This is a genomic window from Pseudomonas sp. DTU12.3 (genome assembly GCF_004124275.1).
Taxonomy (GTDB): domain Bacteria; phylum Pseudomonadota; class Gammaproteobacteria; order Pseudomonadales; family Pseudomonadaceae; genus Aquipseudomonas; species Aquipseudomonas helmanticensis.
This window is the reverse complement of sequence record NZ_CP027218.1, coordinates 4,942,181-4,966,998: the sequence shown is the minus strand read 5'-3', so window position 1 is coordinate 4,966,998 and position 24,818 is coordinate 4,942,181. Positions and strand designations below refer to the sequence as shown.

Sequence of the window (24,818 nt, the reverse complement as noted above, 5' to 3'; positions counted from 1 at the left end):
AAATTACTCGCTGCGCTGAGGGCGCGGATGGCTCAGGGCCTGGTCGATCCAGGCCAGCACATCGGCGATCACTTCATCGCGATTGGTTTCGTTGAACAATTCGTGCCGGGCCTGCGGGTAGATCTTCAGTTGCAGGTTGTGGCTGCCGGCCGTGCGCAAGGCATTGGCCAGATCTGTCAGACGCTTGCCGTCACTCACCGGATCACATTCGCCGCCGATCACCAGCAATGGCAGGCCCGGGTCGATCTGGGCGAGATTGGACGCTTTGCTGATTTGCTGCAAGCCGCCGAGCAGATCGATCCATAGCTGATTGGTGCAGCGAAAGCCGCACAGTGGGTCGGCAGCGTACTTGTCGACTTCGGCCGGATCGCGGCTCAACCAGTCGAACGGTGTGCGCACCGGTTTGAATTTGTTGTTGAACGAGCCGAACGACAGCCACTCGATCAGCGCACTGCGACCCTTGCCACCCTGGCGCAGTTTTTCCAGGCGAGCGATCTGCCGCGCGGCCCGATAAAGCGCCACCGGCTGGAAATTTGAACCACTGAGAATCGCCCCGTGCAGGCTGGCGCTGTGGTGCAGCAGGTACGCCTGGGCGAGGTAGCTGCCCATGCTGTGACCGAGCAGGATGATCGGCACGCCGGGATGTTGCTGGCCGATGTGCTGATTGATACTGGCCAGGTCGCCGAGCACTTTGCACCAGCCGTCATCGTCGGCGAAATGTCCGAGGGTACCGTGATCGGCAGTTTTGCCATGGCCACGCAAATCGGCGGCGTAAACGCCATAACCTTTGTCGCAAAACGTGTCGGCCAAACGTGCATAACGAGCGCTGTGTTCGGCCATGCCATGGGCCAGCAGAATCACCGCTTTCAACGGTGCCAGCGGCAACCAGCGATTGATGAACAGGCGGCTGCGGTCACTCGCGTCCAGCCATAGGGTGTCGTGGGTCATGGCGATTCCTTTGCTCAGAGTCGGAACATTGTATAGCGCGTCTGATCAGCCCACGCCACGGCAGGAAGATTCACACGATCAATGACGGCTTTGCCCTTATTTGCCTGAATGGCCATAACTGCTAGTGTCCGTGAAGCTCCGCTTTTTCAGAAATGACAGAAAGCGGCCCGGATCGGCTCAGGTAAAGAGGACAAGAACAATGCAACCTGATTTCTGGAACGACAAACGCCCGGCCGGCGTACCGCTGGACATCGACATGGGCGAGTTCAAGTCGGTGATCGAGGTGTTCGAGCGTTCCTGCAAGAAGTTCGCTGACCGCCCGGCCTTCAGCAACATGGGCGTCACGTTGACCTACGCCGAACTGGAGCGCCACAGCGCGGCCTTCGCCGGTTACCTGCAAGCGCACACCGATCTGGTGCCGGGCGACCGCATCGCCGTGCAGATGCCCAACGTCCTGCATTACCCGATTGCCGTGTTCGGCGCCTTGCGTGCCGGACTCATCGTGGTCAACACCAACCCGTTGTACACCGCGCGGGAGATGCGCCACCAGTTCAAGGATTCCGGCGCCCGCGCGTTGGTGTACCTGAACATGTTCGGTCAGAAAGTCCAGGAAGTGCTGCCCGACACCGACATCCAGTACCTGATCGAAGCGAAAATGGGCGACCTGATGCCCACCGCCAAGGGCTGGCTGGTCAACACCGTGGTCAGCAAAGTGAAGAAAATGGTCCCGGCGTATTCGCTGCCGCAGGCGATTTCCTTCAAGAGCGCGCTGCGCATGGGCCGGGGCCTGGGCATCAAGCCGTTGAAGGTCAGCCTCGACGACATCGCCGTGCTGCAATACACCGGCGGCACCACCGGCTTGGCGAAGGGCGCGATGCTCACCCACGGCAATCTGGTGGCGAACATGCAGCAAGTGCGCGCCTGTCTGGCGCAGCTCGGCCCGGACGGTCAGCCACTGCTGCGCGAAGGCCAGGAAGTGATGATTGCGCCGCTGCCGCTCTACCATATCTATGCCTTCACCGCGAATTGCATGTGCATGATGGTGTCCGGCAACCACAACGTGCTGATCACTAATCCGCGCGACATTGCCGGCTTCATCAAAGAGTTGAAGAACTGGCGTTTCTCGGCGTTGCTCGGCTTGAACACGTTGTTTGTCGCACTGATGGATCACCCGGATTTCAAGACCCTCGATTTCTCCAGCCTGAAGCTCACCAACTCTGGTGGCACCGCGCTGGTCAAGGCCACCGCCGAGCGTTGGGAGCAGATGACCGGTTGCCGCATCACCGAAGGTTACGGCCTGACCGAAACCTCTCCGGTGGCCTGCACCAATCCGTACGGCGACCAGTCGCGCCTCGGTACGGTCGGCCTGCCGGTACCGGGCACGTTGCTCAAGGTCATCAACGATGATGGCGTCGAGCAGCCGATGGGCGAGCGGGGCGAGTTGTGCATCAAAGGCCCGCAGATCATGAAGGGCTACTGGCATAAGCCCGAGGCCACCGCCGAAGTGCTGGATGCCGAGGGCTGGTTCAAGTCCGGCGACATTGCGGTGATCGATCCGGATGGGTTTGTGCGCATCGTCGACCGCAAGAAGGACATGATCATCGTCTCCGGTTTCAACGTGTACCCGAACGAGATCGAAGACGTGGTCATGGCCCACCCGAAAGTCGCCAACTGTGCGGTGATCGGCGTGCCGGATGAACGTTCGGGCGAGGCGGTGAAGTTGTTTGTGGTGGCGCGGGAAACCGGCGTCAGCCTTGAAGAGCTGAAGGCCTACTGCAAGGAGAATTTCACTGCGTACAAAGTGCCGAAACACATTGTGTTGCGCGAGTCGTTGCCGATGACGCCGGTCGGCAAGATCCTGCGCCGTGAGTTGCGCGATATCGCTTAACGTCTGAAAACGAAAAGATCGCAGCCTGCGGCAGCTCCTACAGGAAACCCATTCCCATGTAGGAGCTGCCGCAGGCTGCGATCTTTTGCTTTAAAGCCCCAGATTCCGGGGCTTTCAGGGTGTTATAGGATTTTTGCTCTAAAATGACTGCTGGCAAGTCTTGAGTCACAAATATGACTGTATGGGCCGCTTTTGGCTCTAGTCGACCCTCGGCAAAGCTGCTACTCTCGGCGCGCTTTGTGACTTCTCGGCCTATCTGAAAGCCAGATTCACCAATACAAAACACACACCAATAATAATCGCATCAAATGCGGTGAAGAATTCGCGTTGCTGAGGAGTGGGCTTCCATGATCGAAGACTTTTGGAAGGATAAATACCCGGCTGGAATTGCTGCCGACATCAATCCAGACGAGTATCCGAACATTCAGGCAGTGTTGAAGCAATCCTGCCAACGCTTCGCCAACAAACCGGCTTTCAGCAACCTGGGCAAGACAATCACCTACGGTGAACTGTACGAATTGTCCGGTGCGTTTGCCGCGTATTTGCAACAGCATACCGACTTGCAGCCCGGTGATCGAATCGCCGTGCAATTGCCCAACGTTCTGCAATACCCGGTGGCCGTCTTCGGTGCGATCCGTGCCGGGCTGATCGTGGTCAATACCAACCCGCTGTATACCGCGCGGGAAATGGAACACCAATTCAACGACTCCGGTGCCAAAGCCCTCGTTTGCCTGGCAAACATGGCGCACCTGGCCGAAGCCGTGGTGCCGAAAACCGGCGTCAAACACGTTATCGTCACTGAAGTTGCCGACCTGCTGCCGCCGATCAAGCGCCTGCTGATCAACAGCGTCATCAAGTACGTGAAGAAGATGGTGCCGGCTTATCACTTGCCTAAAGCCGTCAAGTTCAACGACGTGCTGAGCAAGGGCCTGGGCCAGCCTGTGGCTGAAGCCAACCCGGACAGCGGCGACGTCGCGGTGCTGCAATACACCGGCGGCACCACCGGCGTGGCCAAGGGCGCGATGCTGACCCACCGCAACCTCGTCGCCAACATGCTGCAGTGCAAGGCTCTGATGGGCTCCAACCTCAACGAAGGTTGCGAGATCCTGATCACCCCGCTGCCGCTGTATCACATTTATGCGTTCACCTTTCATTGCATGGCGATGATGCTGATCGGCAACCACAACATCCTGATCAGCAACCCGCGCGACTTGCCGGCAATGGTCAAGGAACTGTCGAAGTGGAAGTTCAGCGGTTTTGTCGGCCTGAACACGTTGTTCGTGGCGCTGTGCAATAACGAAGGTTTCCGCAAGCTGGATTTCTCGGCACTGAAAGTCACTCTGTCCGGCGGCATGGCCCTGCAACTGGCCGCTGCCGAGCGCTGGAAAGCAGTGACCGGCTGCTCGATCTGCGAAGGTTACGGCATGACCGAAACCAGCCCGGTGGCCACGGTCAACCCGATCCAGCACATCCAGATCGGCACCATCGGCATTCCAGTGCCGTCGACCCTGTGCAAAGTCATCGACGATGCTGGTGTCGAGCAGCCGCTGGGCGCGATCGGCGAGCTGTGCATCAAAGGCCCGCAAGTGATGAAAGGTTACTGGCAGCGTCAGGAAGCCACCGATGAAATGCTCGACAGCGAAGGCTGGTTGAAGACCGGTGACATCGCGCTGATCCAGCCGGACGGCTACATGCGCATTGTCGATCGGAAGAAAGACATGATTCTGGTCTCCGGTTTCAACGTTTATCCGAACGAACTGGAAGACGTGCTGGCGACCCTGCCAGGCGTATTGCAGTGCGCGGCCATCGGCGTGCCGGACGAGAAGTCGGGCGAGGCGATCAAGATTTTCATCGTCGCGAAACCTGGCGTTACGCTGACCAAGGAAACGGTGATGGAACACATGCGCGCTAACGTCACCGGCTACAAGGTGCCGCGTTCGGTGGAGTTCCGCGATGCGCTGCCGACGACCAACGTCGGCAAGATCCTGCGCCGTGAATTGCGCGATGAAGAGCTGAAGAAGATCAAGGCGAAGAACGCCGCTTAAACCAAAAAGCCCCGCAGATGCGGGGCTTTTTGTTGGGGCGAGCAAGGCTTGAGTTATGCGGTGAACCTGCCCCTCATCGGAGCGCCGCCCGCCCAGCCCTCTCCCGAAGGAGAGGGAGCTGATCGGGGGCTTTTCAGAATCTGAGTTCGACTCGATATTTCAGGTCGGTGTACCTCGTTCAGACACCTAGGTCAGTTCCCTCTCCCTTGGGAGAGGGCTAGGGTGAGGGGAAGGGGGCTGCACAAATCCTATTGACGGAACGGCGCGAAATTCACGTTGGTGCCCGCCGGACGCATGTCCTGCAGATACGAATCCTTGTCCGCACTCAATTCCAGGCTCAATGCCGCCTTGCGTTTGCCCTCGTTGCGAATCACCAGCCCCTCGAGCTTCTCACGCAGAAACACCGTCGGCACCTTCAGGTGCAGCAGTTCGTCGGTGGCCGGTGTGTGCATCAACAGGTGAATCCACTCGTACTGACCAATCGCCAGACGCGACACCGGCAGATCGAACCACCAGATGTTGCGGTTGCGGTTCAGTTCGGCGAAGTGGCAGTTGTTGGTGCCGAGCACGGCGCCGCCCAGTTCCTTGTTTCGACGGGCGATGGCGAGCGTTTTATCGAGTTTCATAACATTCCTGCGGGATCGGTTCATTGGCGCACGGCGCCCATATGTTGCGCATTCTCGGGGCAATGCACACAAACATAAAGCCCAACCTGCACGCCGCGACGAAATGAGCCTGCGAAAAATAAATGAAACTTGGCGCAAACCCGGCCAGTCAATCATTACGTACTGACTTTTCCCCCTTAATGCACCAAGGAGAAACACCATGAGTAGCACAGGCGATAAAGTAAAAGGCATGGCCAACGAAGCGGTCGGCAACGTCAAGCAAGGCGTCGGTAAAGCCACCGACAACACCAAGCTGCAAGCCGAAGGCAAGGTTCAAGAGAAAAAAGGCGAAGCCCAACAAGCGGTCGGCAAAGCCAAAGACGCTATCAAGAAAGGCGTCGACAAGGCGTAATTCAGCCTTGAACGAATTACACGAGCGGCCATCCAAGGATGGCCGTTTTTGTGTCGAAATTCTGCTGACGCCCATCAAGGTTCGCCAAGTAAGCTACCTTGATGTAAAAAACGGCCCCTGAGTCGCCACGACTTCAAACCTGTATAGCGGCGAAAGGAGACGCGAATGATATTCCCGGACATGAAAGGTCTGCCCCTGCACCGCGTGATGGTGCGCACGGTCACAGAGTTCGTCGACGACGAGATGTCGACCTACGCCTCGGCGCTGGCCTACCAGATGCTGTTCTCGCTGTTCCCGTTCATCCTGTTCCTGATCGCGCTGATCGGCTTCCTGCACCTGCCGGACTTCTTTTCCTGGCTGCGCCTGCAATCGGAACTGGTTCTGCCGCCGCAGGCGCTGGAATCGGTCAACCCGGTAATCGACCAGTTGCAGCAGTCCAAGGGCGGCTTGCTTTCAGTCGGTATCGTCATCGCCCTCTACACTGCGTCTGCCGGCGTGCGCTTGATGATGAGCGCGATGAACGCAGCGTACGATGTGGTCGAAGGGCGGCCTGTCTGGAAGCGCTTCCCGTTGTCGGTTTTCTACACGGTCGGCATTGCCGGCATGTTGCTGATGGCCGCCGCGCTGATGGTGCTCGGGCCGCAGGTGATGGGCTGGATCGCCGCGCAGGTCGGGCTGGAGGAAGTCATCGTCACCGTCTGGACCATCGCGCGCTGGCCGGTGATCGTCATCCTGATGATGGTCGCGGTGGCGCTGATCTATTACGTGATGCCTGACGTCAAACAGGAATTCCGCTTCATCACCCCCGGCTCGGTACTCGCGGTGGTGGTGTGGATCATCGCCTCGTTGGGCTTCGCGTTTTATGTGAAAACCTTCGCCAACTACAACGCGATGTATGGCAGCATCGGCGCAATCATCGTGCTGTTGCTGTACTTCTACATTTCCGCTGCGGTGCTGTTGCTCGGTGCGGAAATGAACGCGGTGATCGAGCACATGTCCAGCGAGGGCAAGGACCCGGGCGAGAAAGTCCCCGGCGAACTCGATGAACAACCCAAACAACATGTCTCGGGCCTGGGCCGCGATCATTCGCTCAAGCCGGACACTGACGAAGCCTGATCATGATCCGTGAAATTCTGAAAATGGGTGACGAGCGCCTGCTGCGCATTGCGCCGCCGGTGCCGGCCGAAATGTTCGACAGTCCCGAGCTGTGGCAACTGATCGACGACATGTTCCAGACCATGGAAAGCGTCGGTGGCGTTGGGCTTGCCGCGCCGCAGATCGGCGTTGACCTGCAACTGGTGATCTTCGGTTTCGAGCACAGCGAGCGTTATCCGGACGCCGAAGCCGTGCCGCAGACGATCCTGATCAATCCGCTGATCACACCGCTGAGTCCGTTGACGGAAGAGGGCTTTGAAGGGTGTCTGTCGGTGCCGGGTCTGCGCGGTGCGGTGGATCGCTATCAGCAGATTCGCTACGAGGGTTTTGATCCGAAGGGCGAGCCGGTGGTGCGCGTTGCTGCGGGTTTCCATGCGCGCGTTGTGCAGCACGAGTGCGATCACCTGATCGGCCGGTTGTACCCGTCGCGCATCACCGATTTCAGCAAGTTCGGTTATACAGAAGTGATGTTCCCGGATCTTGATCCCACAGCTGACGATTGATCCAAGACCCAGTACATACCCTGTGGGAGCGAGCCTGCTCGCGAATGCGCAATATCAGTGACAGATTCTGTGACTGACACACCGCTTTCGCGAGCAGGCTCGCTCCCACATTGGTTTTTGCATGTCCTTCAGGATTGAGCGGGAACCCTTTCCATCGCAATCATCGGCTTGCTCCGCGCATACCGGCTCAACCGCTCCGCCATCGCCTGGGGCAGGGCCGGGTTGAAACTGAACCCGCGCCGCTCATAAAAACCGCGCAAATCCGGATGACAGAACAGCCACACCGGCTCATGCACTTCCTGCACCGCCGCCGCGATCAACTGCGCAGCAAGCCCTTGTTCGCGACACCCCGGATCAACGAACAATCCGGTCAACCAATGCCCGCCCGCCACCGGCCGCAAACACAATGCGGCGACAATTTCGCCACGGCGCGCCACCCACAATTGCGCGTCACGCACGGCTTTCATCGACGATTGATGGCTGCGGTAAAACTTGTTCATCAACGGCCATAAAGACTCGTCGAGCAGGCTGTATCGGGTGTCGGGCATGGGTTTGGACTGTCGGTGGGAAAAGCGCCGATTATAAAAGAACGCGCGCCGACGGATAGGTGTATACCTGACCTCACATCCCCTGTGAGTGGAGTACGCATCATGTCCAAAGGTATGGATTCAAAGAAAGCCGCGAAGAAGAAACCGGCCAAGACCGCGATTGAAAAACGCGCGGAGAAGAAAGCCAAGAAAGTCGACATCTTCGGCCACTGATCACGCCTTTCCGGAGCCCGGTTCTCGGGCTCCTGCCTGAACCTGAAAATAATCTGCAAGATTCAGCGACGTCGTTGCACAGCAGGAGAAGATCCCTGCTGTGAGTACAGCCATGTCCCATTATTTCGACGCCGCCCACCGCCAGCACATCGAAGCCCTGCGCCAACGCCTGACTGCCCGCACCGAATGGCCGACCTGGCTGTTGTTGATCGGTGTGTATGGCGGCTGGTTTGCCATCGTACTCAACAGTGCATGGCTCGGCCTCGGCTGGAGCACATTGCTGCTGATTCCTTTGTTGGTGCTGTGGTTGTCGGTGCAACACGAATTGCTCCATGGGCATCCGACGCGCTGGATTGCTTTCAACAAAGTGCTGGGCTATGCGCCGTTTGCCGTGTGGTATCCATACACGCTCTATCGCGACAGCCATTTGCTGCATCACCGCGATGAGGATCTGACAGTGCCCGGCGTCGATCCGGAAAGCCGTTACCTGACCCGCGCGAGCTGGCAGGGCAGTTCGTTGTTCGAACGCAGTCTGCATCGGCTGAATAAAACCGTGCTCGGCCGGTTCCTGATTGGCGCACCACTGGCGCTGTTGGCGCTGGCTGCGCAAGAGCTGCAACGCTTGAAAAACCGTGAGCGCCAGGCCTGGCTGATGTGGTTGACCCACGGTTTTTGCACCTTGCTGATGCTCGGGTTCATCGCGCAATACAGTGCGTTACCGGTGTGGCATTACCTGCTGCTGATCAGCGTGCCGGCGCTGTCGATCGCGATGATTCGCTCCTACTATGAACACCGTCCGCACGCGCAACCGGAGCAGCGCACGGTGCTCAACGAAGCGGGCTGGCCATGGCGCTGGCTGTTTCTCAATCTGAATTTTCATCTGGTGCATCACGACTTGCCCAAGCTTGCATGGTACGACTTGCCCAGGGTTTATCGAGCGAATCGCGCGCAATGGGTGGCTCGTAGCGGCGGGTTTGTGGTGCAAGGGTACGGGCAGTTGTGGCGCCAGAATGGCTTCAAATCCATCGACAGCCCCGAGCATCCCTACCATTAACCGAGGAACGCCGCGTTAATCCCTGTGGGAGCGGGCTTGCTCGCGAATGCGTTGTTTCAGAAAAAAATGTTTCGAATGACACAGCGCATTCGCGAGCAGCCTCACTCCCACATTGGAAATCAGTTGTCAGGGAATATGTGTATGACCCAACACCACGCCGAGCTGTTGATGTACGTCGCCCCCGAACCGATCCGCGTGGCCAATGAACGCTGGCTCGCGCGCATCCTCGAACACCTCGGCCACACCCGCCTGAATGCCGAACAACTGTCATTGCCACAACTGTGGTTATCCCCTGATCTGCTGCTCACGCATACCTGCGGCTACCCGCTGATGACCGTGCTGCGTGGCAAAGTGCGCATCATCGGCCGCCCGCGTTACGAACTCCCCGATGCCAGCGGCGGCAACCATTGCAGCCTGATTCTCAGCCGCGCCGATGATCCACGCAAAACCCTGGCAGCGTTTCGCAACAGCCGCGCGGTGATCAACAGCGAAGACTCCAACAGCGGCATGAATCTGTTGCGCCAGCGCCTGGCGCCGTTGCATCGCGACGGGCAGTTTTTCGCCACCCTTGGCATCAGCGGCGGTCACCGCGAAAGCCTGCGCTGGTTACGTAGCAAACGCGCCGACGTGGCCGCCATCGACAGCGTGACGTATGCCTGCCTCGCGCAATATGCGCCGGAAGAAGTTCGCGGTTTGCGAGTGGTGGCGCGCAGTGCGTTCAGCCCGACCTTGCCCTTTATCACCGTTGCCAGCGCCACGGATGAACAGATTGAAAGGCTGCGTCAGGTGATGAACCAGAGCCTCGCTGAGCTTCCCGATGTTGCGCAGACGTTGGGGTTGCCAGAAGTGTTGCCGGCCAACGAAAGCGATTACCAGGTTGTACTCGACTATGAACATGAAGCGGAAGATTTAGGTTACGGCCGTTTACGTTAAAAGATCGCAACCCCTGTAGGAGCTGCCGAAGGCTGCGATCTTTTGATCTTATATCTCCAAATCGAATAACTGAATGAAATTTAAATATTATTAATGCATAAAGCGCCTTGCTACGATCGCGCCACCGGAACACCGGACATTCAGCGACCCCTCATCAAGGAGCCCCTATGTCCGGCGCCGACTTTTCCCATCATCACTCGGTTGACGGCCTGTTCCGCGCCCATCACCGCTGGCTCTGCAATTATCTGCGGCGTCATCTGCACGACACCGCGAGCGTCGAAGACATCGCCGCCGAAACCTTCGCGCAACTGCTCGAAGCGCCCAGCCTGACGGCGATTCGCGAACCTCGTGCCTTGCTCACCACCATCGCCCAGCGTCTGCTTTATCAACGCTGGCGGCGTGCCGATCTGGAGCGCCGTCATGCGCAGCAGATCGACACAGACGTGGCCAATTCGCCCGAAGAATTCGCCCAACTGACGCAAGCCCTGAAGCGCCTCGACCACAGCCTGCAACGACTGCCCGGCAAGGTTCGCTCGACCTTTCTGCTGGCGCGCATCGATGGCCTGACCTACCCGCAAATCGCCGCCGAACTGGGGATCTCCCAGCGTTCGGTCAGCGTGTACATGAACCGTTCCCAAGCGTTGTGCGATCGCCACAGCGCCAATCAATTTTTGACAGACAAGAGGTCCGCATGAGATCGATCAAGACCCTGCTTGGCCGTTCGCTGCTGGCGCTGAGCCTGAGCGTCGGCGCCGTTTCAGCGGCGGAGAAAAGCGCACCGATCCACTTTGGCGACATCACCTGGGAGAGCGGCAGCTTCATCACCGAAGTGTTGCGCCTGATCGTTGAAAAAGGTTACGGCTACCCCACCGACACGCTGCCGGGCAGTACCGTCAGCCTCGAAGCGGCGTTGGCGAAAAACGACATTCAGGTGATCGGCGAAGAATGGGCCGGGCGCAGTCCGGCGTGGGTCAAGGCCGCCGCCGAGGGCAAGGTGTTTGGCTTGGGTGACACCGTCAAAGGCGCCACCGAAGGTTGGTGGGTACCGGAATATGTGATCAAGGGCGACCCGGAACGCGGGATCAAAGCGCTCGCACCGGAGCTGAAATCGGTGGCCGATCTACCGCGCTACAAGGACGTTTTCCGTGACCCGGAAGACCCGACTCGCGGGCGTTTCCTCAACAGTCCGACCGGCTGGACTTCGGAGATCGTCAACAGTCAGAAGCTCAAGGCCTATGCGCTGAATGACAGCTTCGTCAACTTCCGCACCGGTTCCGGCGCGGCACTGGATGCCGAGGTGGCGTCGTCGATCAAGCGTGGCAAACCGGTGTTGTTCTACTACTGGTCGCCGACGCCGCTGCTGGGCCGATTCAAACTGGTAAAACTGGATGAACCGCCGTTCGACGCCGAGGCCTGGAAGACCCTCGCCGATGCCAATAATCCCAATCCCAAAGGCACACGCTCGATGCCGGCGAGCCTGGCGATTGGCGTGTCAGCGTCGTTCAAGGCGCAATACCCGCAGTTGGTGACATTCTTTGAAAAGGTCGATCTGCCGATCGATCTGTTGAACCAGACCTTGGCCGGGATGAGCGAAAAACGCCTGCAGCCAAGAGTGGTGGCCGAAGCCTTCCTGCGTGATCAGCCACAAATCTGGAAAGCCTGGGTGCCCGCAGAAATCGCCAGCCAAGTCAGCAACAACCTCTAACCACAACTCCCCCGTGTAGGAGCTGCCGCAGGCTGCGATCTTTTGATCTTGTCTTTAAAAACAAAATCAAAAGATCGTCCGATCGCGGCCCGAGCCTCCGGCAGCTCCTACACGGGGGAATTCATTTCTAGCTGAACCGTTTCTTGTGCAAAAAGTGCCAGATACTGGCCGACTAATGGCCTTGCGCAAGGCCTTGCGCTGTCTATGCTCACCTGTAACTAACTATGTCGACCGTGCACGGTTAGTGAGTGAATTCATGCTGCCAGAGTGCGCAAGCCAAGGCACCGACACTGAACCGACAAGGAGCATTTTGTACATGGAAGTTCTTCAACGCGTTAGGGCTGGCCCCGGTGCGGGCTATCAAGAGAAGGATGTCTTGATTAGAGCGTCGCTATATGGACTCTCCGATTGACCATCATTTATCACCTGACAACTTCCTCTCGTGGAGGAATGCGTGCGCCTGTTCTGTGGAACGTAGTGGTAGATCTTGAAAGAACTGAACTTTCATCAAATCAAAAGACCGCGCAGAAGGTGATTCAACCATGTTCAACCTACATCACAAGGCTGACCTGCAGGAAATCGAGCGATTCAGCTGTGCCCTGACCGAGGCCAATGCCAAGTTGGCAGCGATCAGCCGTTCAATGGCAATGATCGAGTTCACCCCCGAGGGTATCGTTCTCGATGCCAATGAAAACTTCTGCAAAACCATGGGCTACAGCGCCGAAGAAGTCCGTGGCAAACATCACCGGATCTTTTGTGAAGAAGCGTTCTATCGCAGCGAGGATTACTCCCGGTTGTGGCGCGACCTGGCCCGGGGAGAGCCGATCAGCGGGACGTTTCTGCGCTTGAACAAGAGCGGTAAGGAGATCTGGCTCGAAGCCAGTTACATGCCGGTGTATGGCGCCGACAAGCAGGTCAAAAGTGTGATCAAGGTAGCCGCGGACATCACCGCACGGGTTAACAAAGAACACGAAGAAGAAAGCATGCTGGCGGCGATCAGCCGTTCCATGGCGGTGATCGAGTTCACTCCTGAAGGCAATGTAATCAGCGCCAACGACAACTTTCTGCAAACCATGCAGTACTCGCTGAACGAAATCGTCGGGCATCATCACAGCCTGTTCTGCCATCGAGCCGAATCCGAATCGGCGCAGTACAAGGCATTCTGGGCCTCGCTCAATCGCGGCGAATATCACTCCCATCGTTTCGAGCGCAAGAACAAGTCCGGGCAGATGGTTTATCTCGAAGCCTCGTACAATCCGCTGTTCGACGCCAAGGGCCGCTTGTACAAAGTGGTCAAGTTCGCCAGCGACATCACCCATCAGATGACCACCTTGCAGAATGCTGCTGAATCCGCCCACAGCACTTCGGTGCAAAACGACGCCTGCGCGCAAAAGGGCTCGCAAGTCGTGCAACAAACCGTGCAGATCATTCAGGACATCTCACGCGACCTCAACGAGGCGGCGGTGAGTATCGATGCGGTGAGCAAGCAATCGGACATCATCGGCACCATCGTCCAGACCATTCGCGGAATTGCCGATCAAACCAACTTGCTGGCACTGAACGCGGCGATTGAAGCGGCGCGGGCCGGTGAACATGGACGTGGTTTTGCGGTGGTCGCGGATGAGGTGCGCAGTCTCGCGGCACGGACCAGTCAGGCAACCCTGGAGATCGTCGACGTGGTGCGCAAGAACCATGATTTGTCGTTGAGTGCGGTGTCGAGCATGCAATCGAGTTTGAGCCGCACCGGGCTTGGCGTGGAACTGGCGAACGAGGCGGGGGCGGTGATTCAGGAAATTCAGCAGGGATCGCGGCATGTGGTGGATGCGATCAGTCAGTTCAATGAAACCCTGCAACTGAACTGACTGGCCCTGTAGGAGCTGCGGCACGCTGCGATCTTTTGATCCTGATTTTTTTCCAATCGAGATCAAAAGATCGCAGCGTGCCGCAGCTCCTACAGATCAGGCGATCAGAGGGCGGCGAGGAACTTGTCCGCCGCTTTATCGCTGTCCTTCACGTCGTTGTTTTTCTCCGATTCCGCCAACTTCATTTTGTCCTGCAAACGCTCGGCGATCTCTTTACCGATGGCCAGTTGTTTCTCCGGCGGCATGGCTTTGATGTCGTCTTCGGTGATGCCCATGCTCTGGAGGATACTGTCGCGCAGGCGCTGTTCCGGCGACTTGCTCATGTAGTCCTTGAACTGGTCGGTGGCCGAAGTGCCGGTGGTCTTGGTGGCATCGGAGGTATCGGTAGATTGCAGGCTGACGCGCGTCTTGGCGAAAGCCTCGTCGACGTTATCGCTGATGCGCGTCGCTGCGCTGACTTGCTGCGTGGCGATCTGGGTGGCCGACGCCTGCACGGTGGAGGCGGTCTGCGTGGATTGCAGTTGAGTCTGATTCTGCAGGGTTTGCAGCATGGCGCCGTGCAGGCCGCTCTGCAGACCGGCGGCCGCAGTGGCCGTTGCGTCGTCATTGACCTGCTTGGGCAGGTGGATGATTAGCGGTTGTTTGGCGTTGACCAACATGATGACTGGGCCTGTGGGTAATTGCTGACGTCGGTTACGCAGCAATTACCGTGCCTTGCGGATAAGTCCTCGTATTTCAATTGTTTGTTGTCTTTGCTCAGAAGTGAAGCGGTCATCCCTTGCCGTTGCGCGGCAGACGATGACCGCTGCCTGCTCAGCGATGGGCAATGTTCTCCAGCGCCAGATTACGAGTGCGCGGGCCGAAGTAACCGATGGTCAGCATCACGATCAGCATGCTGCTGGCGATGAATGCCAAGACGCCCGGCGTGCCGAAGCTGTCGAGGAAAAAACCAATCAACAGGCTGCTGAATACCGTCGACAAGCGACTGAACGAATAACAGAACCCCACCGCCCGTGCGCGGATGTTGGTCGGGAACAGTTCGCTCTGGTACGAGTGATAACTGAAGCTCAGCCAGGCGTTGCAGAAGGTGATCATCACCCCGCAGAAGATCAGCCCGAATGCGCTGGTCTGCAGGGCGAACAAGGTACCGAAGGTCATCGCGCCGAGGGCCGAACCGACGATCTGCCATTTGTTCTCGAAGCGGTTGGCGAACTTGACGAACAGCAACGGCCCGAGCGGGTAGGCGAGGGTGATGATGAAGGCATACATCAGGCTGTGGGTGACGCTGACGCCCTGGCCCGATAACAGCGCTGGCAACCAGTTGCCGAAACCGAAGAAACCGATGGCCTGGAAGATGTGGAAAACGATCAGCATCAACGCGCGACGGCGATACGGTGGCTGCCAGATATCGGCGAAGCGGCCCTTGCCTTCGACGTCGACGGCAACGGCTTCGGGAGTGTCCAGCGGCTTGCCGTGATCCTTCGCGCAACGTGCCTCGATGTGGTCGAGAATCCGGTTCGCCTCATCGAAGCGGCCATGCTGCGCCAACCAGCGCGGCGACTCCGGCAGGCGTTTGCGCAGCCACCAGATAAACAGCGCAAACACCGCACTGGCCAGCACCACCCAGCGCCAGCCGCTGATGCCGAACGGCGCTTGCGGCACCAGCCACCAGGACATCAACGCCACCGCCGGCACCGACAGAAACTGCACGAAAAACGCGAAGGCAAACGCCGAACTGCGCATGCGTTTGGGCACAAGTTCCGAGAGGTAGGCGTCGATGGTCACCAGCTCGATGCCCAAACCGATGCCGACCAGAAAGCGCATGCAGATAATCCCCAGCGCCGAACTCTGAACGCCCATCAACACCGTCGCGACCGTGTACCAGATCAGCGCGAAAGTGAAGATCGCACGACGGCCGAAACGATCCGCCAACGGGCTGAGCAGACTGGCGCCGAGGAACAGGCCAAGAAATGTTGCCGAGGCAAACGCCGCCTGATCGGAGAAACCGAACACACCCTGATTACCGGTGGCGAAGATGCCGTCGCGGATCAGGCCGGGGCTGATGTAGGCGGTCTGGAACAAGTCGTAGAGTTCGAAAAAACCACCGATCGACAACAGCGCCACCAGCCGCCAGATCGTCGCGACCGCAGGGAGGCGGTCGATGCGGGCGGACACCTGGGCGGCGCGGATCGGGTCGATGCCGTCGCTTTGCGCGGCGGCGGGGGCGTGTGCAGTCATGGGCAGATCCATTTTTTTATTGATGGAAAAGCTTAGCCTGCTATCGGAGTTCACGGATTGTGAAGATCAGCGATTTGCGCCGGGAAAGCGCTGATTTCTTGCAATATCTCCTTACCAATTAATGATTTATGCCGCAGCCGCCGAATCTGGCAGCGCCGAGGCCGGCAAACCGAAAATCCGGTCAAACAGCCAGTTGAAGGCGAACGTGTAGCACGGGATGAAAATGATCAACGCCAGATCCAGCAAAAATGCCTGCACCAGACTGATGTTCATCCACCAGGCAATCAACGGGATCAGGAATACGATCAACGTCAGTTGAAAGCCGATAGCGTGAGCGATACGGCGTTTGACCGTGCGGGTGCGCGAGACCTGGCGGCTTTCCCAGTGTTCGAACATCGAGGTGTAGATGAAATTCCAGGTCACGGCGATGGTGGTGATGATCACTGCCAATGGCCCGGTACTGCCCGGCGAAGTGCCGGACAACAGTGCCAGGCCGAGGGCGGAGAAGGTCATGCCGATCACTTCGTAAAGCGACACGTAGACCAGTTTGCGTTTGACGCCTTGCATGGGAATTGCCTCTTTGTTGCCGTTTGTTGGCCAGCGGGACTGGCGAAGGCGACGAAAGATAGCTTCAATAGGGCTGACAGAAAAAGTCGGTAGCTTTCAGATTTATTGATAGGTGTGAGAAGTGAATTTCAACAGTGACAGTATCGAGCTGTTCCTTGCCGTCATTGAACGCGGTTCTTTTTCTGCGGCAGCGCGAGCATTAGGAAAAGTCCCCTCGGCGGTGAGCATGGGCATTGGCAACCTTGAGGCTGAACTCGGTTATCTGTTGTTCGACCGCAGCCATCGCGAACCGCAACCCACGGCGATGGCATTGGCACTGGTGCCGCACGCGCGACTGATTGCCGAACAACTCAAGCAACTGCAAGTGCATGCGGTGGAGTTGTCGCTGGGACTGGAGAGCAAGTTGTCGATCGGTGTGGTGGCCGACATCGACCGGCGGCGCTTGCTGGCGGCGATCAAGGTGATCGCCGAACGTCATCCGCTGCTCGACATCGAAGTGCTGACCGCGCCACAGGATGACGTGCTGGCGCTCTTGCACAGTGGTCGCGTCAGTGTTTGCCTGACGTTCGCCGGTTTGAGCGTCAACGTGCTGGAGCGCTTCCAGTTCGTGGGCAGCGAACGGATGATCGCCACGCTGGCAGCGGACAGTCCGTTGTTGCAGGGGCAGGATCTGTTTCTCGAGGACCTGGTGCATGTGCGGCAGATCATCGTCGCCAGTCGTGATTTGCCGATCAGCGAAACGCGGCCGTTGGTGGCGCAGTCGTATTGGCGCACGGACAGTCTTGAGACCGCGATGGAAATGGTCGAGGCGGGTTTGGGCTGGGGCAATTTTCCGTTGTCGGTGGTGCAGCCGCGCCTGGACAACGGAAGGCTGAAACGCCTGAATTTCCGCAACATCGAAAACGGTCTGGTGATGCCGGTGCACGCGGTGTGGCTGAAGAGCCAGCCACTACAGAAAGGCGCACTGGCCCTCGTCGACCTGCTCAGCCACTAAACCCAACACATATTCCCCCTGTGGGAGCGGGCTTGCTCGCGAAAGCGGTGCGCCAGATAAGCAAATGCCAACTGACACGACGCCTTCGCGAGCAAGCCCGCTCCCACAGGGTTGTGTTTCAACGCTGTATTTGTGAGCTTCACCTAAAACTGTAGGAGCTGCCGAAGGCTGCGATCTTTGATGTTGATTTTAAAAGATCAGATCAAAAGATCGCAGCCTGCGGCAGCTCCTACAGGGATCGTTTTTCAACCCGGAATTTGTGCCCCGGGATGGCAGGGGTCAGGTGCTTTCGCGGATTTTCAGTTCGAAGCCCATGTCTTCTACTGGACGCGTAACGTTGTTACCCGCCATCAGCGTCAGCATCTGTTCCGCTGCACGTCGGCCGATCGCTTCACGCGGCGTGTTGATGCTGCTCAGGCGCGGCACCATGTGCTCGGACATCGGCAAGTCGTTGAAGCCGAGAATCGCCACCTGCTCGGGAATTTTGATGCCGTGGCGCAACGCTTCGAGCAGCGCGCCCTGCGCCAGATCGTCGTTACCAAAGAAGATCGCATCGACATCCGGATGCGCCGCCAGCAGTTGCAGGAACAACTCGCCACCCAAACCCACGGACGACGAACGCGGCGTCAGCACTTCCAGATCCGGGTCATAGCGCCCGGCCTTCTGCAGCGCTTTGCGGAAACCTTCACCGCGCAGCAAAGTACGTTGATCAAGTTGCGCGCCGATATACGCCAGGCGCTTGCGTCCACGCGAGAGCAAATGCTCGGCCGCCGTTTCACCGGCACTGAGCTGCGAGAAGCCAACGCAGTTCACCCCGGCGGCGCTGTCCAGTTCCATCATGTACACGCAGGGAATGTTGCTGGCCTCGATCATCCGCCGCGAACTTTCGGTGCGGTCAAACCCGGTCAGCAACAAGCCGCGCGGCTGATAAGCCATGTAGTTGCGCAGCAGGTTTTCTTCTTCGTCACGCGAATAGTGGAAGTTGCCGATCAGCACTTCAAAGCCCTTGGGCGTCAGCACGCGATGAATGGCTTCCAGCGTATCGATGAACAAAAGGTTCGACAGCGAAGGCACTAACACCACAACCGAATGGCTCTGCGCCGAGGCTAAAGCGCGAGCGGCCGGGTTGACCACGTAGTTGAGTTCACTGGCGGCTTTCTGCACTTTTTCCACCAGTTCGGTGGCCACGGTGCTGACGCCACGCAAGGCGCGGGAGGCGGTAATCGGACTGACACCGGCCAGGCGGGCAACTTCATTGAGGGTGGGACGGCCGGTGGTGCGGGTATTTTTATCGTTTTTAGGGGTGGTCATCGACGGCTTGCCAAACAAAAATCAAGGCACTAAGGTAGCGCTGTCCTGATGCAGCTGTAAATGCGTAAGCGAGGTCCTGCCTGATCTTCGCTTTTTGGCGTTGGGCGCAAACCTGCTGCAACCCAAAAAAACGACAAGAAGGCGTCGGCAACTTCTGCCTGTGCACTAGAGTCATAGCTAGCAAAGGTAGCGCTGTCTGCGCGCTGAGGTGTTATATGAGTCATCCCATCACCGCCCTGGTCATCATGGGCGTTGCCGGTTGCGGCAAGACGTGCGTCAGCGAGGCCCTGTGCCAATTGAGCGGCGCCACTGCCATTGAAGGCGATACTTTCCATCCGGCCGCGAACATCGAAAAGATGAGCGCGGGGATCCCCCTGAACGACGACGACCGTGCTGGCTGGCTCGACAGCCTGTGCGATGAACTGCGTCGCGTCGATGCGTCGGGCAAACGCCCGGTGCTGACCTGCTCGGCGCTTAAACACAGTTATCGCGAAGTGTTGCGCAGTGCCTTGCCGGGCCTGGGTTTCGTGTTTCTTGAATTGACCCCTGAAGTCGCCGCTGAACGTGTCTCCCATCGTCCGGGCCACTTCATGCCGGCCACGTTGATCGAAAGCCAGTTCGCCACCCTCGAATCGCCCAAGGGCGAGCCGCTGACGTTGGCGTTGAATGCCTCGATTCACAGTGTTGAAGAACTGGCGTCCCAGGCTCATGTCTGGTGGCAAGCCCACGGTCTGAAGCAGGCGGTATGAGTGTGTTGAAAGAGCTAGCGCGGTCCTCACGACTTCTGTTTAACCCGCTTTAATAACAACAACAATCCAGGAGACACCCCCAATGTTTGGCATGTCCCACGACGCCTTCCTGCTGCTCGATGCAGTGGTCACGGTAATCGGCCTGATTATCCTGATTACCAAATTCAAGATTCACCCGTTTATCTCCCTGACCATCGCAGCCGCGTTCCTCGGTCTGACCTCGGGCATGCCGATCGGCACCATCATCAAGGCGTTCCAGGACGGCTTCGGTGGTGTGCTTGGCTTTGTCGGCATCATCCTCGCGCTGGGCACCATGCTCGGCAAGATGATGGCCGAATCGGGCGGGGCCGATCAGATCGCCCAGACCCTGATCCGCGCGTTCGGTAAAGAAAGAGTGCAGTGGGCGATGATGTTCGCTGCGTTCCTGGTGGGCATTCCGCTGTTCTTCGAAATCGGCTTTGTGTTGCTGATTCCGCTGGTGTTCATCGTTGCGCGCCGCACTGGCGTTTCGATCATCAAGATCGGTATCCCGCTGCTCGCCGGCCTCTCCGCCGTGCACGGCCTGGTGCCGCCGCACCCTGGCCCGCTGCTGGCCATCGGCGTGTTTGGCGCGGACATCGGCAAGACCATTCTCTACGGTCTGATCGTTGCGCTGCCGACCGCCATCATTGCCGGGCCGATCTTCGGTACCTTTATCGCCAAGCACATTCCTGGTCATCCGAATCAGGAACTGGTCGATCAACTGGCCCGTGAAACCGATTCGAGCAAACTGCCGAGCTTCAGCATCACCCTGATCACCGTGCTGTTGCCGGTGTTCCTGATGCTGCTGAAAACCTTCGCTGACGTCGCGCTGCCGGACGGGCACTTCTTCCGCACGTGGATGGACATGATCGGTCACCCGATCTCGGCGCTGCTGCTGGCATTGCTGTTGTCGCTGTACACCTTCGGACACAAGCAGGGCATCGGTTCGCAGCAGATCCTCAAGTGGCTCGACGCGAGTCTGGCGCCAACCGCCGCGATCATCCTGATCATCGGTGCTGGCGGTGGCTTCAAGCAAATGCTGGTCACCAGCGGTGTGGGCGACGTGATCGGCCACATGGCCGTGAGTGCGCAGATCTCGCCGATCCTGCTGGCGTGGCTGGTGGCGGCGGTGATTCGTATCGCGACCGGTTCGGCAACGGTCGCGACCATCACTGGCGCGGGCATTGTGGTGCCGGTGGTGGGGATGATCCCGGGTGTTAACCGTGAGCTGCTGGTGCTGGCTACCGGCGCCGGTTCGTTGATTCTGTCGCACGTCAACGATGCCGGTTTCTGGTTGGTGAAGCAGTACTTCAACATGACCGTGGCCGAGACGTTCAAGACCTGGACGGCGATGGAAACCATCCTGTCGGTGGTTGCGCTGGGCTTTATCCTGCTGCTGTCGCTGTTCGTTTAAACAGCGTCTTGCAGGCACAAAAAAACCGCAGCGATGCGGTTTTTTTGTGGGTGGATTTCGTGGTTCACCCAAAACCAATGTGGGAGCGAGCCTGCTCGCGAAGAGGCCATGTCAGCCAGACAATATGCTGCCTGACATACCGCTTTCGCGAGCAGGCTCGCTCCCACAGGGGATAGGTGTTAGCCGCCAGTTTTTGCAACTAGGCCATCGGCCCGGAACATGCCGCGAATGCCGCGTACCGCCTGACGAATGCGGTCCTGGTTTTCGATCAGCGCAAAGCGCACGTGATCATCGCCATACTCACCAAAACCGACGCCCGGCGAGACGCAGACCTTGGCCTCGGCCAGCAGTTTCTTGGCGAACTCCAGCGACCCCAGATGCGCATACGCCTCGGGAATCTTCGCCCAGACATACATCGAAGCCTTCGGGTTCTCGACCATCCAGCCCAGTTCATGCAGGCCTTTGACCAACACATTACGACGCTGGCGATACTGCTCGGCGATGTCGCGCACGCATTGCTGATCGCCTTCCAGCGCGGCAATTGCCGCCACTTGCAGCGGAGTGAAAGTGCCGTAGTCGTGGTAGCTCTTGATCCGCGCGAGGGCGTTGACCAGTTCCGGATTACCGACCATGAAACCGATGCGCCAGCCGGCCATGTTGTAGCTCTTGGACAGGGTGAAAAACTCCACCGCGATATCCTTGGCGCCCGGCACTTGCATGATCGATGGCGCTTTCCAGCCGTCATAGACGATGTCGGCGTAAGCCAGATCGTGAATCACCAGCACGTCGTACTGTTTGGCGAGGGCGATCACTCGTTCAAAGAAATCCAGTTCCACGCACTGCGCAGTCGGGTTCGACGGGAAGCCGAGGATCATCATTTTCGGTTTCGGAATCGAGCCACGAATCGCCCGTTCCAGCTCATCGAAGAAGTCCACGCCGGGCACCAGCGGCACCGAACGCACCTGCGCGCCGGCAATCACCGCGCCGTAGATGTGAATCGGATAGCTCGGGTTCGGCACCAGCACGGTGTCGCCCTGATCGAGGGTCGCCAGCATCAAATGTGCCAGGCCTTCCTTGGAACCGATGGTGACGATGGCTTCGCTTTCCGGATCGATATCGACCGCGTAGCGATCCTTGTACCAGTTGGAAATCGCACGGCGCAGGCGCGGAATGCCCTTGGACGTCGAGTAACCGTGGGTGTCTTCGCGTTGGGCAACCTGTACGAGTTTTTCAACAATGTGCGGCGGCGTGGCCCCGTCGGGGTTGCCCATGCTCAAGTCGATGATGTCTTCACCACGACGACGCGCGGCCATCTTCAGCTCGGCGGTGATGTTGAAAACGTAAGGGGGGAGTCGATCTATGCGCGCAAAGCGGCGCGGCGAACCTTGTTCAGCCATTGTTGCCTCGGATAACGTAAGCGCCCGGAACCGTCCGAGCGACGCTGGTCACTGCGGTGACCTGTGGCGGAAGATAAGGGCAGTGATGGCATACTGTCCAGCGCGTTTTTCAAACATATTTGCCCAAGGAAATCGGTAGATGGAATTCACCAGCGGCTTCTTGCTGAGCCTTTCGCTGTGCCTGGATATCGGCGTCGCCAACATCGCAATGATCACATTGGCGATGCAGCGTGGTTACTTTCAGGGCTTCGCGCTGGGCCTCGGCACCTGTGTCGGCGACCTGATTTATGCGGTGCTGGCGCTGGCCGGAATGACCGTGTTGCTGCAATACGAAAGCGTGCGCTGGGTGCTGTGGATCGGTGGTTCGGCGCTGCTGATCTACTTCGCGGCGAAGATGATTTACTCGGCGATTCACCACGAGGCGCAGTTGGCGGCCACGCCGGAAGTAGGGCAGAACTCCCATCGCAAGGAGTTCTTCCGGGGGATTTTCCTCGCCATGTCGTCGCCGAGCGCGATTCTTTGGTTCGCTGCGGTGGGCGGCACGTTGATCGCCCGTTCCGGCGGTGGCGGTCCGCTCAGTTCGGCGCTGTTCCTCGGCGGTTTCCTGTGCGCCGGACTGCTGTGGTCGGCCGGTTTGTGCTTCGCCGCCAGCCACGGTGGCAAGCTGCTGGGCGACAAGCTGTTGCGCTATTCCTACATGGCATCTGCGGCGATCTTCTGCTATTTCGCGGTATACGTGATCGTATCTGGTTATAACGAGTTCGTCGGTTCAGGTGCCGTCGAGCAGTTGCACGCGCTGTAAACGTGCGAATTGGATTGGGCTTTCTATACTCCCAGCCGAACCCCTTTTTTGTGCCAGGAGTCGAGTCATGGATGAGCAAACACGCGTCGAAGTGGCTGAACCTCGCTTCGAACATGGACACTTCCTGCTGATTGCAGGTTTTCGTGGTCGATTTACCCAAGACACCGCAAAGGACATCCCGGCGCTGTGGGAAAAATTCTTGCCGCACCTGGGGAAGATACAGGGGCAAAAGAACGAAGTGACTTACGGCGTCTGCAGTAATTTCGACGGCAAGGGTGGCTTCGATTACATCGCCGGGGTGGAAATCAGCAAGCTCGATGACCTCGACCAGAAGGTCTACCAGTGGGTCGAAGTGCTGCCTCGCCAGTACGCGGTGTTTGAACATAAAGGGCCGCTCGATCAGTTGCCGCAGACCCTGCAATACATCTACAAAACCTGGTTGCCGACCTCCCACTACGTGGAGCTCAACGCCCCGGAGCTGGAGCGTTACAGCGCCGATTTCAATCCGCGGCTGCACACCGGCAAACTGGAAATCTGCGTGCCGGTCGATACCAGACAAGCCTGAGCAGACAACAATGCGGCGGATCAATGATCCGCCTCATGCTTTCAGCGCTGTTTGCGCCGCGTGCGCAGCAAATCCACAGCCAGCGTGATAAAGCCGAAAGTACTGATGCCCAACACCATCAACAGACCAATCTGAACGCTGCTCATTAGTTGTTTCCCCCATGGGTGATCAGAGACAGCTCACAGCAATAGCCGCCCGCGAACCCGAAGAAAAGCGCTTATACGCAGGCTTTACGCAGCCCGTGCGCATCGATATGCCGCGCTTATTCCTTTATCCTTTCGGCACTTTCTTCTGCTGATTTGCGAGCTGCCATGAACACCATCATCCGCAACGTCACTGCCGCCGATCTGGATCGTTGCTACGCCATCGAAACCGTTGCCTACGAAGGCGACGAAGCGGCCACCCACGAGAAAATCGCCAAGCGTATTGCCACATGGCCGGAAGGTTTTATCGTTGCTGAAGTGGACGGCGTGGTCGCCGGTTTCGTCAATTCCGGTGCGGCGTTTGATGTGCAGATGTCGGACGAGGCGTTCAAGGAACTGATCGGCCACGATCCGAAAGGGCCGAACGTGGTGATCATGTCGGTGGTGGTGCATCCGGATTATCAGGGGCAGGGTTTGGCGAAGCGCTTGATGGCCGAATTCATCGAGCGTATGCGCGGGATGGATAAAGCGACGATTCATTTGATGTGCAAAGAAATACACATCCCGTTGTATGCCGGCTTTGGCTTCGCCTACATCAAACCGTCTGAGTCCGACCACGGCGGGATGGCGTGGCACGAGATGATCCTGACACTCTGAGCACCACTGCAAAACCCATGTGGGAGCGGGCTTGCTCGCGAAAGCGATGTGTCAGGCAAATATCTTCTAGCTGACACTACGCCTTCGCG

24 protein-coding genes and 1 pseudogene are annotated in these 24,818 nt (G+C 58.3%); 17 read left to right on the top strand and 8 right to left on the bottom strand.

Translation table 11 applies throughout. The annotated features are described in order from the left end of the window. Positions 1-3: 3 nt before the first annotated feature. On the bottom strand, positions 4-948 hold the full coding sequence (locus C2E19_RS22800; protein ID WP_129395187.1) for an alpha/beta hydrolase: 945 nt from the start codon (positions 946-948) through the stop codon (positions 4-6). A gap of 199 nt (positions 949-1,147) precedes the next feature. Here C2E19_RS22800 and fadD2 point away from each other — a divergent pair, with 199 nt between their 5' ends. Together fadD2 and fadD1 are read left to right on the top strand one after the other, a co-directional pair. Beyond that, the gene (fadD2, locus tag C2E19_RS22795) at positions 1,148-2,836 is read left to right on the top strand and encodes a long-chain-fatty-acid--CoA ligase FadD2 (RefSeq protein WP_129395186.1); all 1,689 of its coding nucleotides are present in this window, start codon (positions 1,148-1,150) and stop codon (positions 2,834-2,836) included. A 347-nt stretch (positions 2,837-3,183) separates the two neighbouring features. Next, the gene (gene fadD1 / locus C2E19_RS22790; protein ID WP_129395185.1) at positions 3,184-4,881 is read left to right on the top strand and encodes a long-chain-fatty-acid--CoA ligase FadD1; all 1,698 of its coding nucleotides are present in this window, start codon (positions 3,184-3,186) and stop codon (positions 4,879-4,881) included. Between the two features lie 248 nt (positions 4,882-5,129). On the opposite strand, the gene C2E19_RS22785 is transcribed toward fadD1, so the two are convergent. Beyond that, the gene (locus tag C2E19_RS22785; protein ID WP_008082340.1) at positions 5,130-5,507 is read right to left on the bottom strand and encodes a hypothetical protein; all 378 of its coding nucleotides are present in this window, start codon (positions 5,505-5,507) and stop codon (positions 5,130-5,132) included. 199 nt (positions 5,508-5,706) lie between these two features. Here C2E19_RS22785 and C2E19_RS22780 point away from each other — a divergent pair, with 199 nt between their 5' ends. The 3 genes from C2E19_RS22780 (at position 5,707) to def (ending at position 7,556) form a co-directional block, all read left to right on the top strand. Further along, on the top strand, positions 5,707-5,898 hold the full coding sequence (locus tag C2E19_RS22780) for a CsbD family protein (protein WP_003227408.1): 192 nt from the start codon (positions 5,707-5,709) through the stop codon (positions 5,896-5,898). Positions 5,899-6,063: 165 nt separating this feature from the next. After that, the gene (locus C2E19_RS22775) at positions 6,064-7,014 is read left to right on the top strand and encodes a YihY/virulence factor BrkB family protein (RefSeq protein WP_129395184.1); all 951 of its coding nucleotides are present in this window, start codon (positions 6,064-6,066) and stop codon (positions 7,012-7,014) included. 2 nt (positions 7,015-7,016) lie between these two features. Continuing rightward, positions 7,017-7,556 carry a peptide deformylase gene (gene def, locus C2E19_RS22770; protein WP_129395183.1) on the top strand — a complete coding sequence of 180 codons (540 nt, stop codon included), beginning with the start codon at positions 7,017-7,019 and terminating at the stop codon, positions 7,554-7,556. Positions 7,557-7,684: 128 nt separating this feature from the next. Here def and C2E19_RS22765 read toward each other — a convergent pair whose 3' ends face one another. Continuing rightward, the gene (locus tag C2E19_RS22765; protein WP_129395182.1) at positions 7,685-8,104 is read right to left on the bottom strand and encodes a GNAT family N-acetyltransferase; all 420 of its coding nucleotides are present in this window, start codon (positions 8,102-8,104) and stop codon (positions 7,685-7,687) included. A gap of 325 nt (positions 8,105-8,429) precedes the next feature. On the opposite strand from C2E19_RS22765, the gene C2E19_RS22760 reads away from it, so the two are divergent. The 6 genes and pseudogenes from C2E19_RS22760 to C2E19_RS29460 all read left to right on the top strand — a co-directional run bounded on the left by C2E19_RS22760 (position 8,430) and on the right by C2E19_RS29460 (position 13,871). Continuing rightward, positions 8,430-9,371: a fatty acid desaturase gene (locus tag C2E19_RS22760; protein WP_129395181.1), complete on the top strand. Its 942-nt coding sequence runs from the start codon at positions 8,430-8,432 to the stop codon at positions 9,369-9,371. 141 nt (positions 9,372-9,512) lie between these two features. Next, positions 9,513-10,304 (top strand): phosphate/phosphite/phosphonate ABC transporter substrate-binding protein, encoded by a 792-nt coding sequence (locus tag C2E19_RS22755; protein ID WP_129395180.1) that lies wholly within the window; start codon positions 9,513-9,515, stop codon positions 10,302-10,304. 167 nt (positions 10,305-10,471) lie between these two features. Then, positions 10,472-10,999, top strand: coding sequence for a sigma-70 family RNA polymerase sigma factor (locus C2E19_RS22750; RefSeq protein WP_129395179.1), 528 nt, complete (start codon positions 10,472-10,474; stop codon positions 10,997-10,999). Then, on the top strand, positions 10,996-12,009 hold the full coding sequence (locus tag C2E19_RS22745) for an ABC transporter substrate-binding protein (RefSeq protein WP_129395178.1): 1,014 nt from the start codon (positions 10,996-10,998) through the stop codon (positions 12,007-12,009). The genes C2E19_RS22750 and C2E19_RS22745 overlap by 4 nt, the downstream gene beginning before the upstream one ends. Before the next feature lie 542 nt (positions 12,010-12,551). After that, positions 12,552-13,328, top strand: a pseudogene (locus C2E19_RS29465) (PAS domain-containing protein); the annotation flags it as partial. Between the two features lie 3 nt (positions 13,329-13,331). Further along, a complete protein-coding gene (locus C2E19_RS29460) occupies positions 13,332-13,871 on the top strand; it encodes a methyl-accepting chemotaxis protein (protein ID WP_232013121.1) in 540 nt (179 codons plus the stop codon). Between the two features lie 104 nt (positions 13,872-13,975). On the opposite strand, the gene C2E19_RS22735 is transcribed toward C2E19_RS29460, so the two are convergent. The 3 genes from C2E19_RS22735 to C2E19_RS22725 all read right to left on the bottom strand — a co-directional run bounded on the left by C2E19_RS22735 (position 13,976) and on the right by C2E19_RS22725 (position 16,676). Then, entirely contained in the window at positions 13,976-14,530 is a 555-nt protein-coding gene (locus tag C2E19_RS22735) for a hypothetical protein (protein ID WP_129396167.1), read from the bottom strand. Between the two features lie 154 nt (positions 14,531-14,684). After that, the gene (locus C2E19_RS22730) at positions 14,685-16,109 is read right to left on the bottom strand and encodes an MFS transporter (RefSeq protein WP_129395176.1); all 1,425 of its coding nucleotides are present in this window, start codon (positions 16,107-16,109) and stop codon (positions 14,685-14,687) included. Between the two features lie 126 nt (positions 16,110-16,235). After that, the gene (locus tag C2E19_RS22725) at positions 16,236-16,676 is read right to left on the bottom strand and encodes a PACE efflux transporter (RefSeq protein WP_129395175.1); all 441 of its coding nucleotides are present in this window, start codon (positions 16,674-16,676) and stop codon (positions 16,236-16,238) included. 121 nt (positions 16,677-16,797) lie between these two features. Between C2E19_RS22725 and C2E19_RS22720 the strand changes: the two genes are divergently transcribed. Continuing rightward, the gene (locus C2E19_RS22720) at positions 16,798-17,670 is read left to right on the top strand and encodes a LysR family transcriptional regulator (protein ID WP_129395174.1); all 873 of its coding nucleotides are present in this window, start codon (positions 16,798-16,800) and stop codon (positions 17,668-17,670) included. A 279-nt stretch (positions 17,671-17,949) separates the two neighbouring features. On the opposite strand, the gene C2E19_RS22715 is transcribed toward C2E19_RS22720, so the two are convergent. After that, the gene (locus tag C2E19_RS22715) at positions 17,950-18,981 is read right to left on the bottom strand and encodes a LacI family DNA-binding transcriptional regulator (RefSeq protein WP_129395173.1); all 1,032 of its coding nucleotides are present in this window, start codon (positions 18,979-18,981) and stop codon (positions 17,950-17,952) included. A 215-nt stretch (positions 18,982-19,196) separates the two neighbouring features. Between C2E19_RS22715 and C2E19_RS22710 the strand changes: the two genes are divergently transcribed. Both C2E19_RS22710 and C2E19_RS22705 read left to right on the top strand, forming a co-directional pair. Then, complete coding sequence (locus C2E19_RS22710; protein WP_007917804.1) at positions 19,197-19,730, top strand: gluconokinase; 534 nt, start codon at positions 19,197-19,199, stop codon at positions 19,728-19,730. An 82-nt stretch (positions 19,731-19,812) separates the two neighbouring features. Then, complete coding sequence (locus tag C2E19_RS22705) at positions 19,813-21,165, top strand: GntP family permease (RefSeq protein ID WP_129395172.1); 1,353 nt, start codon at positions 19,813-19,815, stop codon at positions 21,163-21,165. Positions 21,166-21,344: 179 nt separating this feature from the next. Here C2E19_RS22705 and alaC read toward each other — a convergent pair whose 3' ends face one another. After that, complete coding sequence (gene alaC / locus C2E19_RS22700) at positions 21,345-22,562, bottom strand: alanine transaminase (RefSeq protein WP_129395171.1); 1,218 nt, start codon at positions 22,560-22,562, stop codon at positions 21,345-21,347. A 139-nt stretch (positions 22,563-22,701) separates the two neighbouring features. Between alaC and C2E19_RS22695 the strand changes: the two genes are divergently transcribed. From C2E19_RS22695 to C2E19_RS22685, 3 genes are all read left to right on the top strand, one after another. Next, on the top strand, positions 22,702-23,364 hold the full coding sequence (locus C2E19_RS22695) for a LysE family translocator (protein WP_129395170.1): 663 nt from the start codon (positions 22,702-22,704) through the stop codon (positions 23,362-23,364). 67 nt (positions 23,365-23,431) lie between these two features. After that, on the top strand, positions 23,432-23,929 hold the full coding sequence (locus C2E19_RS22690) for a GyrI-like domain-containing protein (protein ID WP_129395169.1): 498 nt from the start codon (positions 23,432-23,434) through the stop codon (positions 23,927-23,929). Between the two features lie 311 nt (positions 23,930-24,240). Next, entirely contained in the window at positions 24,241-24,729 is a 489-nt protein-coding gene (locus tag C2E19_RS22685) for a GNAT family N-acetyltransferase (RefSeq protein ID WP_129395168.1), read from the top strand. Positions 24,730-24,818 lie beyond the last annotated feature (89 nt).